This is a genomic window from Pseudomonas sp. IT-P258 (genome assembly GCF_949767825.1).
Taxonomy (GTDB): Bacteria; Pseudomonadota; Gammaproteobacteria; order Pseudomonadales; family Pseudomonadaceae; genus Aquipseudomonas; species Aquipseudomonas monachiensis.
Map to the genome: position 1 here is coordinate 254,639 of NZ_CATKPU010000054.1, position 15,103 is coordinate 269,741.

Sequence of the window (15,103 nt, forward strand, 5' to 3'; positions counted from 1 at the left end):
TGTGGGAGCGGGCTTGCTCGCGAAGGATTCTCCACCCAGAAAATCCCACCCATGAAACGCAAAAAGCCCCGTCACATGGACGGGGCTTTTCACTTGAGGCTTGCAGCTAAAGGCTTGTAGCTACCTTTAGAACACCACACCCTGGCTGCGCAGGTAGTCGTCGTAGGTGCCGCTGAAGTCGGTCACGCCGTTAGGGCTCAACTCGATGATGCGGGTGGCCAGGGACGATACGAACTCACGGTCGTGGCTGACGAAGATCAGCGTGCCCGGGTAGTTTTCCAGCGCCAGGTTCAGCGCTTCGATCGATTCCATGTCCAGGTGGTTGGTCGGTTCGTCCATCACCAGTACGTTCGGCTTTTGCAGGATCAGCTTGCCGAACAGCATGCGGCCTTGCTCACCACCGGAGATGACCTTGACTGACTTGAGGATTTCGTCGTTGGAGAACAGCATGCGGCCCAAAGTGCCGCGAATGATCTGCTCGCCCTGAGTCCACTGGCCCATCCAGTCGAACAGGCTGACGTCGTCTTCGAAGTCATGGGCGTGGTCCTGGGCGTAGTAGCCCAGTTCCGCGCTTTCAGTCCACTTCACGGAACCGGCGTCCGGGGTCAGCTCGCCCATCAGGGTGCGCAGCAGGGTGGTCTTGCCGATACCGTTCGGGCCGATGATCGCCACGCGCTCGCCGGCTTCGACGGTGAAGCTGAAGTTCTTGAACAGGGTCTTGCCGTCGAAGCCTTTGGACATCTGCTCGATGGTCACGGCCTGGCGGTGCAGCTTCTTGGTCTGTTCGAAGCGGATGAACGGGCTCACGCGGCTCGATGGCTTGACTTCGGCCAGCTGGATCTTGTCGATCTGCTTGGCGCGGGAAGTGGCCTGCTTGGCTTTCGAGGCGTTGGCCGAGAAGCGGCTGACGAAGGTTTGCAGTTCGGAGATCTGGGCTTTCTTCTTGGCGTTGTCCGACAGCAGTTGCTCGCGGGACTGGGTCGCCGCCGTCATGTACTCGTCGTAGTTGCCCGGGAACAGGCGCAGCTCGCCGTAGTCCAGGTCAGCCATGTGGGTGCAGACGCTGTTGAGGAAGTGACGGTCGTGGGAAATGATGATCATGGTGCTGTTACGCGCCTTGAGGATCGTTTCCAGCCAGCGAATGGTGTTGATGTCCAAGTGGTTGGTCGGTTCGTCGAGCAACAGCACTTCAGGATCGGAGAACAGTGCCTGGGCCAGCAATACCCGCAGTTTCCAGCCTGGAGCCACTTCGGACATCGGGCCGAAATGCTGTTCCAGGGGGATACCCAGGCCCAGCAGCAGTTCACCGGCGCGGGATTCAGCGGTGTAGCCGTCCATCTCTGCGAATTCGGTTTCCAGCTCGGCCACGGCCATGCCGTCCGCTTCGCTCATTTCCGGCAGCGAATAGATGCGGTCGCGCTCGGCCTTGACCTTCCACAGCTCTTCGTGACCCATGATCACGGTGTCGATCACGGTGAATTCTTCGTAGGCGAACTGGTCCTGGCGCAATTTACCCAGGCGCACGTTCGGCTCCAGCATGACCTGGCCGCCGGACGGCTCGAGGTCATTGCCGAGAATCTTCATGAAGGTCGACTTGCCGCAACCGTTGGCGCCGATCAGACCGTAACGGTTGCCACCGTTGAATTTGACCGAGACGTTTTCGAAGAGCGGCTTGGCGCCGAACTGCATCGTGATGTTAGCTGTAGAAATCAAAGGTTTTTCCTGCGAAGCATTCAGAGTAGCTAGGGGTGCGGCAGTACCGGTTCAGTACCCGTTCCACTGTCCGGACCCGGGGACATTCATCCCGATCGGCAGTGGAAGATCCATCTGGCATCAAGTGGACAGCAGCATGTGGCGCGCCTGGCCCGAGTCAATGTGCGCTGAAAGGGGGATTTTCCCGCTCTCAACCTGGGGGCGCGTAAAGTTTGGCGGCGATTGTACTGGTCTGGCTCTTTAAACGATAGGGCGATGAGGCCTCTGCAACGCTTTGACGGTTTTTGCGGACACATTTTCACAGTTACAGGTTAACTATTGGTTACAAACTGTGGCTAAAATGCCATCTAACAGCTGAACGGTGACCAATCGGCGTAGCTGGATGGCGCCAAGGGGCCGCTGTTTCGTATTCAACCGCTGCACAAGACCCGGGGACCGGCATGCCGGTAAAGGGCGCAGTTTGTATACTTCCGACCTGTGACGATTTCCGTGAAACTGATTATTGCCGTTATTTACATTGTCTCTATTGCGTACGTCCACCTGCGTGGCCGAGTGCGCCACAAGCTGGGCCGCCAGTTGAGTGATCACTCGACGTTCCTGGCGCCAATCAACTGCTTTCTTTATCTGTTCTCGAAAATCCCCAACAAGCCGTATCTCGATCCGGCTGATTTTCCCGACCTGAGCCCCTTGCAGGCACATTGGGAAGAAATTCGCGTCGAAGGCCAGAACTTGCTTCACGCCGGCGAGATCAAGCGTTCGAACCAATACGATGACGTCGGTTTCAACTCGTTTTTCAAGACCGGCTGGAAGCGCTTTTATCTCAAGTGGTATGGCGATAGCCACCCGTCGGCCATGAAGCTCTGCCCGCGCACCACCGAACTGGTGCAGGGCATCGGCTCGATCAAGGCGGCGATGTTCGCCGAGTTGCCACCGGGCTCCAGACTGGTGCGCCACCGCGACCCGTATGCCGGTTCGTACCGTTATCATCTCGGGCTGGACACACCCAACGCCGAAGGTTGCTACATCAATGTCGATGGCCAGAACTACCATTGGCGTGATGGCGAAGCGGTGATGTTCGATGAGACCTACATTCATTACGCAGAGAACACCACGCCACACAATCGCATCATCCTGTTCTGCGACGTCGAACGGCCCATGAAGTATCGGTGGGCGGCGGCTTTCAATCGCTGGTTCAGCCGTAATGTCATGTCGGCGGCAGGTGCACCGAACGAGGACGGAGACCACACCGGCGGGCTCAACCGGCTGTTCAGCAAGGTCTACAAGGTGCGCCTGCGCGCCAAGGAACTGAAAAAGCGCAACCGCAAGCTTTACTACCTGCAGAAGTGGTCGATCTTTGCCGGGTTGCTGGCGGTCTTCATTCTTATCTGATTTTCGGTGTGGCGTACCTGGGCTTCGCGAGCCTGCTCGCGAAGAAGCCGGGACATCCAGCGGATCACTTACTGACTTTCTTCCTGGCAACCGGTTTGCTGCCCGGCTTCGGCCTGGCCGCTGCTTTACCGGCACCTTTGCTGCCGAGGCTGCGCTTGAGCAGTTCGGTCAGGTCAATGACATCCGCCGTTTTGCGCTCCTCTTCACCAGAAGCGGTTTCGACGTCTTCGATCTTGCCTTCACGGGCCTTTTTGTCCACCAGGGCCATGATCTTGTCCTCAAAGCCGTCCCGATAGTCATCCGGCGTCCACTCGGCACTCATGTCCTCCACCAGGCGCCTGGCCATGTCCCGTTCGCCCTTGGCCAGTTCGGGGCTGGTCACTTCGCTGCCCAGCGCCAGTTCATCGAGACTTCGCACCTCGGCCGGCCAGCGCAGCATCACCAGGACCAGCGCCGACTCCAAAGGCATCAGCGCGGCCAGGTGCTGGCGGGTATGCAAGACCACGCGGGCGAGGGCAACCTTGCCGGTTTTGGTCAGGGTTTCGCGCAGCAGTGCATAGACTTTGCCGCCGCGCTTGTCGGGGGCCAGGTAGTAAGGCGTGTCGATGTTCTGCAAGGGAATCTGCTTGCCGTCGACAAAGGAAAAAATGTCGATGGTCTGGGTCGAGAGTGGGTGAGCGGAACGGATCTCCTCTTCACTGAGCACCACGTACCGGCCCTTTTCGTATTGCACACCCTTGACGATGTGCTCCCTGGTGACCTCCTTGCCCGTGACTTTGTTGACCCGCTTGTAGCCCACCGGGTCCATGCTGCGGCTGTCGAGCCAATCGAAATCGACGCCTCGGGAGGACGTTGCCGAGACCAGCGCCACGGGGATGTGCACCAGTCCGAAGCTGATTGCGCCTTTCCAGATTGTCCGTGCCATGGTCGTCTACTCGCAGGTGATGTTCAGGTGACCTGCGGTCCTGGGCAAAAGTTTCTGTGGGCTGCGCGCCGGCTCCCTGGCTGGATCAACCGGGGTGCAACCTCTTGCCGGGGAGTTTTTGGTTAACAAATCCGAACCTCGGGCGTAGCGTGGTATCGAAGTCCTTATCCACGCGGACGCAGAGAGGCACCCCATGAACCGATACGTGTCTGGCGCCATTGCACTGGCCTTGAGTGGCATATTGGGCCCCTTGGTCCAGGCCGACGACCCTGCTTCGTTGCAGTTGGCCCAGAACCTGCCGGGCAGCACCAGCAATAATCCTTACAACAGCCCGATCCGGCGGGCCAATCCCAACAGTATGCAAGGCACTCAACCCAGTGCCCCGGCCATTCGCGGACCCAATACCGTGCCGGTCCCGCGCCCGCCGACGCTGGACAACGGTGGCATCGGTAATCGCTATCCCGACCGGACAGCGCCCGCCAGCCCACCGAAATTCATTCCCAATCCACCCCCACGAGACACCGGCACCAGCAACCGTTGAGTGGCAGGCGTGACGTCTACCCGCTACTTTTCACCAAGTCTCATTTCCATCAGAAAAGGAATCCTGCATGTTGCGTAAAAACCTGTTGGCAACCCTTTGTGCCAGCGTACTGATGAGCGCCGGCCCTGTGCTTTCCGCGCCGGCCCAGACGATGAAAAGCGAAGACGGCACCCTTGAGGTCACCCCCGTCGTGACGGGGCTGGAGCACCCCTGGGCCCTGGCATTCCTGCCGGATAGCAAAGGCATGCTGGTGACCGAAAGGCCCGGCAATCTGCGACTGGTGACCGCCGAAGGCAAGTTGTCCGCACCGCTCAATGGCGTACCCACGGTCTGGGCCAAAGGGCAGGGTGGATTGCTCGACGTGGCACTGTCACCCGACTTCAAGCAGGACCGGATGGTCTATCTGTCCTATGCCGAAGGTGGCGGCCAGGGCGGCAAGGCCGGCACGGCGGTGGGCCGTGGCCGGCTCTCCGACGATATGACGGCACTCAAGGATTTCCAGGTGATCCTGCGTCAGGAGCCCAAGCTCTCGGTCGGCAACCATTTTGGCTCGCGGCTGGTGTTTGATCGCGACGGCTATCTGTTCGTGACCCTGGGGGAAAACAACGACCGCCCGACCGCCCAAGACCTCGACAAGCTGCAAGGCAAAGTGGTGCGCATCTACCCGGATGGCACGGTGCCCAAGGACAACCCCTTTGTCGGCCAGGCCAACGTACGGCCGGAGATCTGGTCCTACGGGCAGCGTAACCCGCAAGGCGCTGCGCTCAACCCGTGGAACGGCACGCTGTGGGAAAACGAACATGGCCCTCTGGGCGGTGATGAAGTCAACATCATCGAGCGCGGCAAGAATTACGGCTGGCCGCTGGCGACCCATGGCATCAATTACTCCGGTCAACCGATTCCCGAAGCCAAGGGTGAGACCGCTGAAGGTACCGTTGCCCCGAATCATGTCTGGGAAAAATCCCCGGGCCTGAGTGGCATGGCGTTCTACGATGCCGATCGTTTCAAGGCCTGGCAGCGCAACGTGTTTATCGGAGCGCTGATCAGCCAGGAACTGATCCGCCTGGAGTTCGATGGCGACAAGGTGATCCACGAGGAGCGCTTGCTCGGGGATTTTAAAAAACGCATCCGCGATGTGCGGCAGGGGCCGGACGGTTACTTGTATGTATTAACCGATGAGGAGAACGGTGGCGTTTACAAGGTGGGGTTGAAGTAGCCAACCGTTGGCGTGTTCTGCAGCCGCCATAGTGGGCGGCTGCAGGACGGGTATCGAGCGTCAGGGAATCTGTTTTTCCGGTCCCGCACAATGTAGGAACGAGCCTGTTCGCGATTGCAATTTCAACCTCACTACAGGATGTCGGTCAGACCTGCCGAGTCGCACCAACTAATTTCTTTCGGTCCTGAAATCCGCGCGCTACCAAATACAACAATGGCCCAATCGATACAAAAACAGCGGTGATCAATAGATAAGGTGCCACCGAAAGCGCCGATTGCCCACGCTTTCGCGCATCCTGGTACATCCAGAGCCCCGCAAGCGTTGCCAGCAGGTAAAGATCGATCACCACCTGTGCGGTATCGGGGCGTGACATCAGGCTGATGCCGAAATCGATCAGCGATTGTTCGGCCTGGAGCATCACCGAAACTGTGTAGCCGGCAAACGCGATCAAGGCGATAAGGGGCAGGGCGATGGCCTTCATGCTTTCCTTCCTTGAGTAATGAATAGAACCGGTAGCCTATAGCGACCGCCGCAAACTTGCCATTGACTTGCCATCAACCCCCGGCTAATTTCGAACCATGACTTCCACCGTATTGCGCTGCCAGCCAAGCATTATTACCGCCATTCCTCATTTGGCGGGCTAGCTCACGACTGCAGCACCCAACCCGCCCTGGAGGCGGGTTTTTACTTTCTGTCTCCCGGGCCCCGAACAATGTCAGGAGACGACCATGAGTTTTACGACCGACCAGCAAAGCCTGCTTGGACACTACGTCAAAAAAATCCTTGCCGCGCCGGTGTATGAACTGGCCGTGCGCACGCCGTTGCAACCGGCACCTGCCTTGTCCGAAGCCTTGGGTAACCAGGTCCTGCTCAAGCGCGAAGACCTGCAACCGACCTTTTCCTTCAAGATCCGCGGCGCCTACAACAAGCTGGTGCAATTGAGCGAGGCGCAAAAGGCTCGTGGCGTGGTCACCGCTTCTGCTGGTAATCATGCCCAAGGCGTGGCCCTGGCCGCGCGGGAGTTGGGCATCAGCGCTACCATCGTCATGCCCTGCACGACGCCGCAACTGAAAGTCATCGGGGTGCGCAGTCGCGGCGCCGAGGCGGTGTTGCACGGCGAAAGCTTTCCGTTCGCACTGGCTTATGCGCTGGATTTGGCCGAGGAAACCGGTCGCACCTTTGTATCGCCCTTCGACGACCCGGAGGTGATCGCGGGGCAAGGCACGGTGGCCATGGAGATCCTGCGCCAGCATCAGGGGCCGCTTGATGCGATCTTCGTTCCGGTAGGTGGCGGCGGGCTGATCGCGGGTATCGCCGCTTACGTGAAGTACCTGCGGCCGGAAGTTCGCATCATTGGCGTCGAGTCGGAACATTCCGCGTGCCTGCAAGCGGCGATGCATGCCGGCGAACGGGCCGTGCTGCCAAGCGTAGGTACCTTCGCCGATGGGGTGGCGGTGGCGCAGATCGGCGCATACGGTTTTGAGGTTTGCCGGTTCTGCGTCGATGACGTGGTGACGGTCAGCAACGATGAGCTTTGCGCCGCGATCAAGAATATCTACGACGATACCCGCTCGATCACCGAACCTTCCGGTGCGCTCGCCGTTGCCGGGATCAAGAAATACGTCGCGCAAACCGGTGCCTTGGGGCAGACCCTGGTGGCGATCGACTCGGGTGCCAATATCAACTTCGACAGCCTGGGGCATGTGGCCGAGCGCGCCAAGAGGGGCTGCAGTATGCCGTCGTAATATTGAAGGATGAACACTGTACCGATGGTGAGGGAGCTTGCTCCCGCTGGGGCGCGAAGCGACCCCAAAACTGCGACTGCTGCGCAGTCCAACGGAAGCAAGCTTCCTCGCCACAGGTTACTTATTGCACTCTCAATATCTCTTAAACGAACAGCATTACACCGGATGGCCGGGTTATTCCTGAACGGCTTTCTCGACCTTGGTCGACGCTGACCAGATCCGATAGCGCACTTCGATGTCCTTGGGCACGTACAGCACGAGCGGCAGTTTGCTGTTGTAACGCAGCAGGAAGCCGTCACCGACCACCGGTACAAAACCCTGCTTGCTCGTGCCCGCCGGGCAGGCCATCAGCGTGCTCATCGGGCCAATGACTTTTTCCAGGCGATAGAACGGATAGCCCCAGCCCTCGAGGTTCTTCTCCTCGAGAATGCCACCCAGACGCGGGTTGTTGCAGTCGACGGTCATCGTCTTGCCGGCCAGGATCTCGACCTGGAAGTCGTTTTCCCGGGGCTGTGGCACGAGGTGAATCACCTGGCGAGTAAACCCGCTTTCGGCCTTCGCAAAGGGTGCGGTGTCTTCGAGTTTGGCGGCATGCGCCACCCCGGCAAGCCCCAGTGCGAATAGCGCTGTGCAAGCGTTAACGGTCAAAGAATTCATGATGCCTCCTTGCTTGAAGTGAAGGGCGGCATTTTCACTGTCGTGCGCAGTGAATGCAAACCCGGGACATCCGGTGTGCAATATGCAGGGGCGCCAGGGTCTATAATTGTAAATTGCATGACAGGTTTTACAGGTAACCCGCCCGGACCCTTGAATTACCGATGAGCTGCACAACGAAGTTCAGGGTATGTTTTATGCTGTAGCTGTCCTTGAAGCTTGCCGGGATTTCAAATGAGCAAGCATCGGTTGTCAGGCAGTCTCACAAAGGAGGGAGTCGCCATGTTTCTTTCTGCCTTGGAAATTCGCAACATCATCGAAAGCAGTTTTCTGCCCAAGCGCTGCCAGTGCACGCTGTCACCGGATCTGTCAATGACCGTCAAGGTCTATGCAGACGGGCAAACCGATCAGCTCGATCTATTGGTCACCGGTATCGATGCCTCCGGGCTCAATGGTTGTCGGGAAATCAACGAGTTGATTGCCCAACTGCGTTCCAGGCAGCATCACGTCGAGGTCGAACCGCATTCCAGGCTGGGCAATGCACTCTAGCTTGCTGTTTCAGGTTCCACGGACACGCGCCGGGTCTGGAAGAACGCCAGGCCCAGCGCCAGTTCAAATCCGACCGCCAGTAGAATCCCCGGCCCGACATGGCCACTGAGCCATTCGGCAAAACCCAGCACGGCCAATCCCCAGCTGCCGACGACGAAGCCGAGGCTCAGGGCATTGCGGGTTGCGCAAGGGGGCGCGTTGCGAACCAGAAAAGAGAACACGCTCAACGCCCCAAACAGCACGGCGGTGCGTCGCGCGACCAATCCCACCGCGAATGAAAACTCGATGTCCCAGAACGACAACAACCATTGCGGTGTCAGGCCCCAGACCAGGCTCAGCAAAAGACATAAGGCTGCGGTAAACATCGACAGTGCGCGAAACGACAACTGCATGGCTAATCCTTGCGGGCAGAGAGGGGGGGGCGCTAAAGCATAGCGCCGCAACCCTCAAAGGAATACCGCCAAGTACCAAATCAGACCTTTCAGTCAGCCCTGGTTCTCGCAAGCGTCAGAAAGTTTACGGTAGGAAATTTCTGCGAGTTTCCCCGTGTCATCGATGTACTTCATTTCGGCCTTCACCACTTTGCACTCCAGGGTGTCCGGCTCGGTCAGTGAAATCACTTTGCTGACATGCAATGGCATGCCGTAGTGATAGGGCACGGCTTGGGAGGTTGTGGTGTCAGTGGCCTGAGCCAGGCCGGCAAACGCGGCGCAGCCGAGGGCGGCGGTAACCAGCAGGGTGCGAGTGTTCATCAGGGATCTCCGGTGCGGACGGAATGTCAGTTCGATATGTCGCTGGTCGAACTTGCCGCACTGGGCGTCAGAACAGTCTGAGGGCGTGCGGTCCAGTGAAGTGTTGGATCGCACGGTTAAGCGAGGGTTAACCCGGCTGAACGCCGCCTGTCGCGGGTGCGCGATCCTGTGTATCAGTTAAGACCATCGGGGGCCTGATGGAAAGGCATCGCGAACAAGGCTGGACACAAATGCTGTGAACGACCCGCAACCCTGTGGGAGCGAGCTTGCTCGCGATGAGGACGTCAGTGTCAGTGCAAATCCAACTGCTGCCGATAAGGCAAATCCGGCCCAGTCTTGCTGCACGTCAGCGCCGCAGCCTGCACCGCGAACTTCAGCATGCTGTCGATCTGTTCGCGGCCAAGTTGCTTCACGCCCTCTATCGAGTCCAGTTGCTGTTCGGTCAACCAGGTAATCAGCGCCGCCTGAAAGGTATCGCCCGCGCCCACGGTGTCGGCGATTTTTACCGCAGACGCAGGAGTCGACCACGAGCCGTGAGCCCGGCTGAACACGCTCGCACCTTCGCCACCCCGGGTCAGGAAGACCAGCTGGCAGCGATGCCGTAACCAGCCTTCGATCACCTGCGCGGGGTCCTGGTCGGGGTACAGCAGATGCAGGTCCTCGTCGCTAACCTTGATCAGGTCCGCCAGTTCCACCAGCGTCGCGATCCGGTTACGCCACAGGTTAATGTCCGGCTCCGGGTTCAGGCGCACGTTCGGGTCGAGACTGATCAGGCGCTTGCCGCATTCCCGGCGCACCAATGCCAATAGCGTGTCGGCAATCGGCTGCACCACCAGGGAAAACGAGCCAATATGCAGGCCGCGTACTTCAGGCGCGAGCGCCGGCAGGTGCTCCGGTTGCAATTGTCGATCCGCGCAGCCTTCGCCACGGAAGCTGTACTGCGGCGAACCATTGGCCCCCACGGCGACCATCGCCAGGGTGGTCGGCGCGGTAAAATCCAGCAGGTAGTCCTGGCGCACGCCTTCATCTTGCAAGACTTGCAGCAGGCGCCGGCCCAGGTAGTCGGTGGACAACCCGGCCAACAGCGCCGCGTCCACGCCCAATCGGCGCAAGCCCACCGCCACATTGAACGGCGAGCCACCGGCAATGGCCTTGAAACTCACTTTGGACGCCAACCCACTGGCGTCGTTTTCACTGAAAAAATCGAACAGCGCTTCGCCACACACCAGGTACATAGTTTGTTCACTCTTTAATTAGGGTTGCGACTTGCTGTCGATAGCGTTCATACGCCTGCTGGCAGGCTTGCACATTGTCGGCGACCGGCAGGGTTTCACTGGCCGGGTCGAGTTTTACGCAGCGCTTGCACCATTGCGCCAGGCTGTCTTCGCGACCGTTTGCCCGGGATACGCACCAGGCCGCCTGAATTGCCGCACCCAAGGCTGCGGCCTCGCTTTGTTCGGTGCAGATCACCGGCGTATTCATGGTGTCGGCGACAATTTGCCGCCAGACCGCACTTTTTGACCCGCCGCCAATCAGCCGAATGCTGCGGCTTTGTAAGCCATTGTGGCGCAGCAGGTCCAGTCCGTAACGCAAACCGAAGGTCGTGCCCTCGACCACCGCGCGACACAGGTTGGCCCGGGTCAGGTTGGTCATGGTCAGGCCCGACAGGCTGGCGCTGGCATGGGGCAGGGCAGGCACCCGCTCACCGTTGAAGAATGGCAGCATGCACACTCCGTCGGCACCGATCGGCGCCTGGGCAACCAGTTCGTTGAACTGATCGATGTCAAGGTCCAGCAGGTCACGAATCAGGCCGGTGGCATTGGTCAGGTTCATGGTGCAGATCAATGGCAACCAGCCGCCGCTTGAAGAGCAGAAGGTGGCGACCGCGGCATCTGCGGCAATGTTCGGCTGATTGGCATAGGCGTACACCGTGCCCGACGAGCCGAGGCTCATGGTGATTGCACCGGGCTGGATGTTGCCGGTGCCGATGGCCCCCATCATGTTGTCCCCACCACCGCTGGACACCAGTGCCTGGGGGTTGATGCCCAGGTGTTCGGCAATGCCTGGCAGAATGGTGCCGACCGCCTGGTGGGCATCGATCAATTCCGGCAACGCCGCTTGCAGGCGTCCGCTGGGGTCGATGTCACGCAACAATTGCACATCCCACTGGCGCCTACGCACATTGAAGTACCCGGTGCCCGAGGCATCGCCGTATTCGCTGCAACTGCGGCCGGTCAGCCAATGGTTGAGGTAATCGTGGGGCAGCAGGATGCGGGCGATCCGGGAGAACACCTCGGGATGCTGCTCTTTGGTCCATAACAGCTTGGATACGGTGTAGCCCGGCGCGATGACCACGCCGAGGCGCTCCAGAGAACCCTTTTCACCGCCCAAGTGGGCCAGCAGTCGGTCATTCTCCGCAGTGGTTTCGGTATCGCACCAGAGTTTCGCCGGTCGCAATACCTGCCCCTGTTCATCGAGCAGCACCAGGCCGTGTTGCTGGCCGGATACGCCGATGCCGAGAATCGACTGGCCATCGACTTTGGCCGCGAGCAAGGCGCGGCGGGTGGCGGTGGCGAAGGCTTCCAGCCACTGTTGGGTGTCCTGTTCGCGGCGGCCATCGGGGCCGCTGATCAGGCTGTGGCTGGCGACTCCCTGGCCGAGCACATCACCACTGCCCGCGTCGAGGATGATGGCTTTGGTGCCCTGGGTGCCGCAGTCGATGCCGAGGAAGCGTTGTCGGGTTGTCATGCAAGATCCTTGGTCGTCATCTCGATACAAGTCTGGATTCAGTATCCCTGGTGCCTGTCCGGGCGCCTTCGCGAGCAAGCCCGCTCCCACAGTCGATTTGTAGTGAACACCGAATTTGTGTTCGACAGCGCTTCAGTGTGGGAGCGGGCTTGCTCGCGAAGACGGACTCAGACTCACCGCCACATTTATGCCAACACTCGTTCCAGAGTCCGCGACACCCCAACCTCACGCAAACTGTTGCAGCACCACTCGAACGCCGCGACAAACTCCGGCGAACGCGCAATGGCCGTACCAAAAATCTCCTCGACCGCCAGCAAGCGCTGGGTAATCAGCACATCATCGACCACCAGTGCCTGGCAGAACGCCGCCCGCGGATCCGCAATCGAGTAGGTCTCGCCTTGCTCATCCACGCCCTTGAGGTACAGCGCCCACGCCGCCACCACCAACGCCGCGCGGCGGGTCTCGCGGCCATCGGCGATCAAGCGGTTGATGGTCGGTACGGTGAATTTCGGAAACTTCGACGAACCATCCGAACACACCCGTTCAAGCTGATCGGCAATCGCCTGATTGGAGAAGCGCGCCACCAGGGTGTTCTTGTATTCGGTCAGGTCGATTCCCGGCACCGCCGGCAGTTGCGGCGTCACGTCCAGGTCCATGTAGGCGCGCATGTAACGCACGAACAGCGGGTCGTTCATGGTCTCGTGGACGAAGCGGTACCCCTTCAGGAACCCCAGGTAGGTCAGCGCCAGATGACTGCCGTTGAGCAGCTTGATCTTCATTTCTTCGTAGGGCGTGACATCGTCGGTGAATTGCACGCCGACCTTTTCCCAGGCCGGGCGACCGTTGACGAACCGGTCTTCCAGCACCCACTGCGTGAAGGGTTCGCAAACCACCGGCCAGGTATCGTCCACGCCATGCAGGTCCGCCAATTGCAGGCGATGAGGGGGGCTGGTCATCGGCGTGATGCGGTCGACCATGGCGTTGGGGAAACTGACGTTGGCGTCGATCCAGTCGCGCAACTGGCTGTCGTGCAAGGCGGCGAAGGCCAGCAGGGCCTTGCGGGTGACGGCGCCGTTGTGGGGCAGGTTATCGCAGGACATCAGGGTGAAGGCCGCTGTGCCAGCGGCGCGGCGCCTGGCCAGTGCGGCACAGAGGAAACCGAACACGGTTTTCGGTGCATCCGGGTGCGCCAGGTCATGCTGGATCTGCGGCAGGTGCGCCATGAACTCGCCGCTGCTGTCGTCGATGCAGTAACCGCCTTCGGTGATGGTCAGCGAGACGATGCGAATCTCGGGGCTGGCCAGTTTGTCGATCACCGCCTGGGCACCGTCCTCGGCCAGCAGCATGTCGCGGATGGCGCCGATTACCCGCACTTCGGTGTCGTCGCTATCGCCGAGTTCGAACAGGGTGAACAGGTAGTCCTGGTCCTTGAGATCGTCACGGGCGCGGCGGTCTTCAGCGCGCAGGCCGACACCGCAGATGGCCCAGTCCAGGCCTTCGCCGGTATTCATCAGGGCGTCGGTGTAGTACGCCTGATGGGCACGGTGGAAACCGCCGACGCCGATGTGCGCGATGCCTTGGCGGGTCTCGCCCAGGGCGTAGGCGGGCAGGGCCACTTCAGGGGCGAGGCGGCTGAGGTTTTGTTTGTTCAGTTTCATCGCAGGCTCTCTGAAATCAGGCAGCAACGCGCAACGGACGGGTCAACGCCACGCCGTCGACATCGAATAAATGGCAGTGTTGCGCATCCAGATGCAGGCTCAGGGTTTCACCGTAGCGGCTGGCCAGATCGCCGCGAACACGCAGGGTCAGGGCTTCGCCGGATGCTGTGCGGACGTGGCAGAAGGTGTCGCTGCCCAGGCGTTCACTGACATCGGCGGTGACCTGCAAGGTGCAGTCTCCGGGTTTGGCCAGTTCCAGATGCTCCGGGCGAATGCCCAGTGTCACTGCACTCCCGACGCTCAGGTGCCTGCCGCTCAAGGGCAGGCTGATGCGGGGCCCGGCGTCCAGTTGCACTTCACAGCCCTTATTGTCGACGCGGGTGACCTTGCCGTTGAGGAAGCCCATTTTCGGCGTGCCCAGGAAACCGGCGACGAACAGGTTGGCCGGCTGGTGATAGAGGTCCAGTGGCGAGCCGACTTGCTCGATCTTGCCGCCATTGAGTACGACCACTTTGTCGGCCATGGTCATGGCTTCGACCTGATCGTGAGTCACGTAGATCATCGTGGCTTGCAGTTCCTTGTGCAGGCGCAACAGTTCCAGGCGCATCTGCACCCGCAGGGCGGCATCGAGGTTGGACAACGGTTCGTCGAACAGGAAGATTTTCGGGTTACGCACGATGGCCCGGCCAATCGCCACGCGCTGGCGCTGGCCACCGGACAGTTGCTTGGGCTTGCGCTCCAGCATCGGCCCCAGTTCGAGGATGCGCGCCGCTTCACCAACCTTTTTCTCCACTTCGGTTTTCGCCACGCCGGCCAGGTCGAGGGCGAACGACATGTTCTTGCGCACGCTCATGTGCGGGTACAGGGCGTAGGTCTGGAACACCATCGCCAGGTCGCGCTTGGCCGGGCTGACTTCGGTGATGTCGCGGCCGTCGAGTTCGATGGTGCCGCCGCTGACTTCCTCCAGCCCGGCGATAAGCCGCAGCAGTGTGGATTTACCGCAGCCCGAGGGGCCGACGAAGACCACGAACTCCTTGTCGTTCACTTCAAGGTCGATACCCTTGATGATGGAAAAGCCTTCGAAGCCTTTTTGCAGATTCTTGATTTTCAGGTTGGCCATGATGATGGGCCTCCGTTTGTTGTTTTTTTAGATCAAAAGATCGCAGCCTTCGGCAGCTCCTACACAGAGCCCCCAAGCACCGCGCCCCCCCCT

General features: G+C 60.1%; 15 protein-coding genes. 5 read left to right on the plus strand and 10 right to left on the minus strand.

Annotated features, from left to right (window positions below; all coding sequences use genetic code 11):
* Positions 1 to 126: 126 nt before the first annotated feature.
* Positions 127 to 1,713 (minus strand): ABC-F family ATPase, encoded by a 1,587-nt coding sequence (locus ACM6G4_RS19745; RefSeq protein WP_056724659.1) that lies wholly within the window; start codon positions 1,711 to 1,713, stop codon positions 127 to 129.
* Between the two features lie 489 nt (positions 1,714 to 2,202).
* Between ACM6G4_RS19745 and lpxO the strand changes: the two genes are divergently transcribed.
* Entirely contained in the window at positions 2,203 to 3,102 is a 900-nt protein-coding gene (gene lpxO / locus ACM6G4_RS19750; protein ID WP_056724661.1) for a lipid A hydroxylase LpxO, read from the plus strand.
* Between the two features lie 64 nt (positions 3,103 to 3,166).
* Here lpxO and ACM6G4_RS19755 read toward each other — a convergent pair whose 3' ends face one another.
* Entirely contained in the window at positions 3,167 to 4,027 is an 861-nt protein-coding gene (locus ACM6G4_RS19755; protein WP_414914424.1) for a Ku protein, read from the minus strand.
* A 193-nt stretch (positions 4,028 to 4,220) separates the two neighbouring features.
* Here ACM6G4_RS19755 and ACM6G4_RS19760 point away from each other — a divergent pair, with 193 nt between their 5' ends.
* Both ACM6G4_RS19760 and ACM6G4_RS19765 read left to right on the plus strand, forming a co-directional pair.
* Positions 4,221 to 4,568, plus strand: coding sequence for a hypothetical protein (locus ACM6G4_RS19760; RefSeq protein ID WP_056724664.1), 348 nt, complete (start codon positions 4,221 to 4,223; stop codon positions 4,566 to 4,568).
* A gap of 67 nt (positions 4,569 to 4,635) precedes the next feature.
* Positions 4,636 to 5,784 (plus strand): PQQ-dependent sugar dehydrogenase, encoded by a 1,149-nt coding sequence (locus ACM6G4_RS19765; protein ID WP_414914425.1) that lies wholly within the window; start codon positions 4,636 to 4,638, stop codon positions 5,782 to 5,784.
* Positions 5,785 to 5,929: 145 nt separating this feature from the next.
* Here ACM6G4_RS19765 and ACM6G4_RS19770 read toward each other — a convergent pair whose 3' ends face one another.
* Positions 5,930 to 6,265 (minus strand): DUF2834 domain-containing protein, encoded by a 336-nt coding sequence (locus ACM6G4_RS19770; protein WP_414914426.1) that lies wholly within the window; start codon positions 6,263 to 6,265, stop codon positions 5,930 to 5,932.
* Between the two features lie 247 nt (positions 6,266 to 6,512).
* On the opposite strand from ACM6G4_RS19770, the gene ilvA reads away from it, so the two are divergent.
* On the plus strand, positions 6,513 to 7,529 hold the full coding sequence (ilvA, locus tag ACM6G4_RS19775; protein ID WP_414914427.1) for a threonine ammonia-lyase, biosynthetic: 1,017 nt from the start codon (positions 6,513 to 6,515) through the stop codon (positions 7,527 to 7,529).
* Positions 7,530 to 7,703: 174 nt separating this feature from the next.
* On the opposite strand, the gene eco is transcribed toward ilvA, so the two are convergent.
* Positions 7,704 to 8,186, minus strand: a complete 483-nt coding sequence (gene eco, locus ACM6G4_RS19780) for a serine protease inhibitor ecotin (RefSeq protein WP_414914428.1) — start codon at positions 8,184 to 8,186, stop codon at positions 7,704 to 7,706.
* Positions 8,187 to 8,465: 279 nt separating this feature from the next.
* On the opposite strand from eco, the gene ACM6G4_RS19785 reads away from it, so the two are divergent.
* Complete coding sequence (locus tag ACM6G4_RS19785; RefSeq protein WP_056724670.1) at positions 8,466 to 8,732, plus strand: DUF1652 domain-containing protein; 267 nt, start codon at positions 8,466 to 8,468, stop codon at positions 8,730 to 8,732.
* Here the strand turns inward: ACM6G4_RS19785 and ACM6G4_RS19790 are convergent.
* The 6 genes from ACM6G4_RS19790 to ACM6G4_RS19815 all read right to left on the minus strand — a co-directional run bounded on the left by ACM6G4_RS19790 (position 8,729) and on the right by ACM6G4_RS19815 (position 15,010).
* Entirely contained in the window at positions 8,729 to 9,124 is a 396-nt protein-coding gene (locus ACM6G4_RS19790) for a hypothetical protein (protein WP_056724672.1), read from the minus strand. The genes ACM6G4_RS19785 and ACM6G4_RS19790 overlap by 4 nt on opposite strands.
* 93 nt (positions 9,125 to 9,217) lie before the next feature.
* A complete protein-coding gene (locus ACM6G4_RS19795; RefSeq protein ID WP_056724674.1) occupies positions 9,218 to 9,484 on the minus strand; it encodes a DUF2790 domain-containing protein in 267 nt (88 codons plus the stop codon).
* 290 nt (positions 9,485 to 9,774) lie between these two features.
* Positions 9,775 to 10,719, minus strand: a complete 945-nt coding sequence (locus ACM6G4_RS19800) for a carbohydrate kinase family protein (RefSeq protein WP_414914429.1) — start codon at positions 10,717 to 10,719, stop codon at positions 9,775 to 9,777.
* A 7-nt stretch (positions 10,720 to 10,726) separates the two neighbouring features.
* On the minus strand, positions 10,727 to 12,232 hold the full coding sequence (gene xylB / locus ACM6G4_RS19805; RefSeq protein ID WP_414914430.1) for a xylulokinase: 1,506 nt from the start codon (positions 12,230 to 12,232) through the stop codon (positions 10,727 to 10,729).
* 185 nt (positions 12,233 to 12,417) lie between these two features.
* On the minus strand, positions 12,418 to 13,890 hold the full coding sequence (locus tag ACM6G4_RS19810) for a mannitol dehydrogenase family protein (protein WP_414914431.1): 1,473 nt from the start codon (positions 13,888 to 13,890) through the stop codon (positions 12,418 to 12,420).
* A gap of 16 nt (positions 13,891 to 13,906) precedes the next feature.
* Positions 13,907 to 15,010: an ABC transporter ATP-binding protein gene (locus tag ACM6G4_RS19815; protein ID WP_414914432.1), complete on the minus strand. Its 1,104-nt coding sequence runs from the start codon at positions 15,008 to 15,010 to the stop codon at positions 13,907 to 13,909.
* Positions 15,011 to 15,103 lie beyond the last annotated feature (93 nt).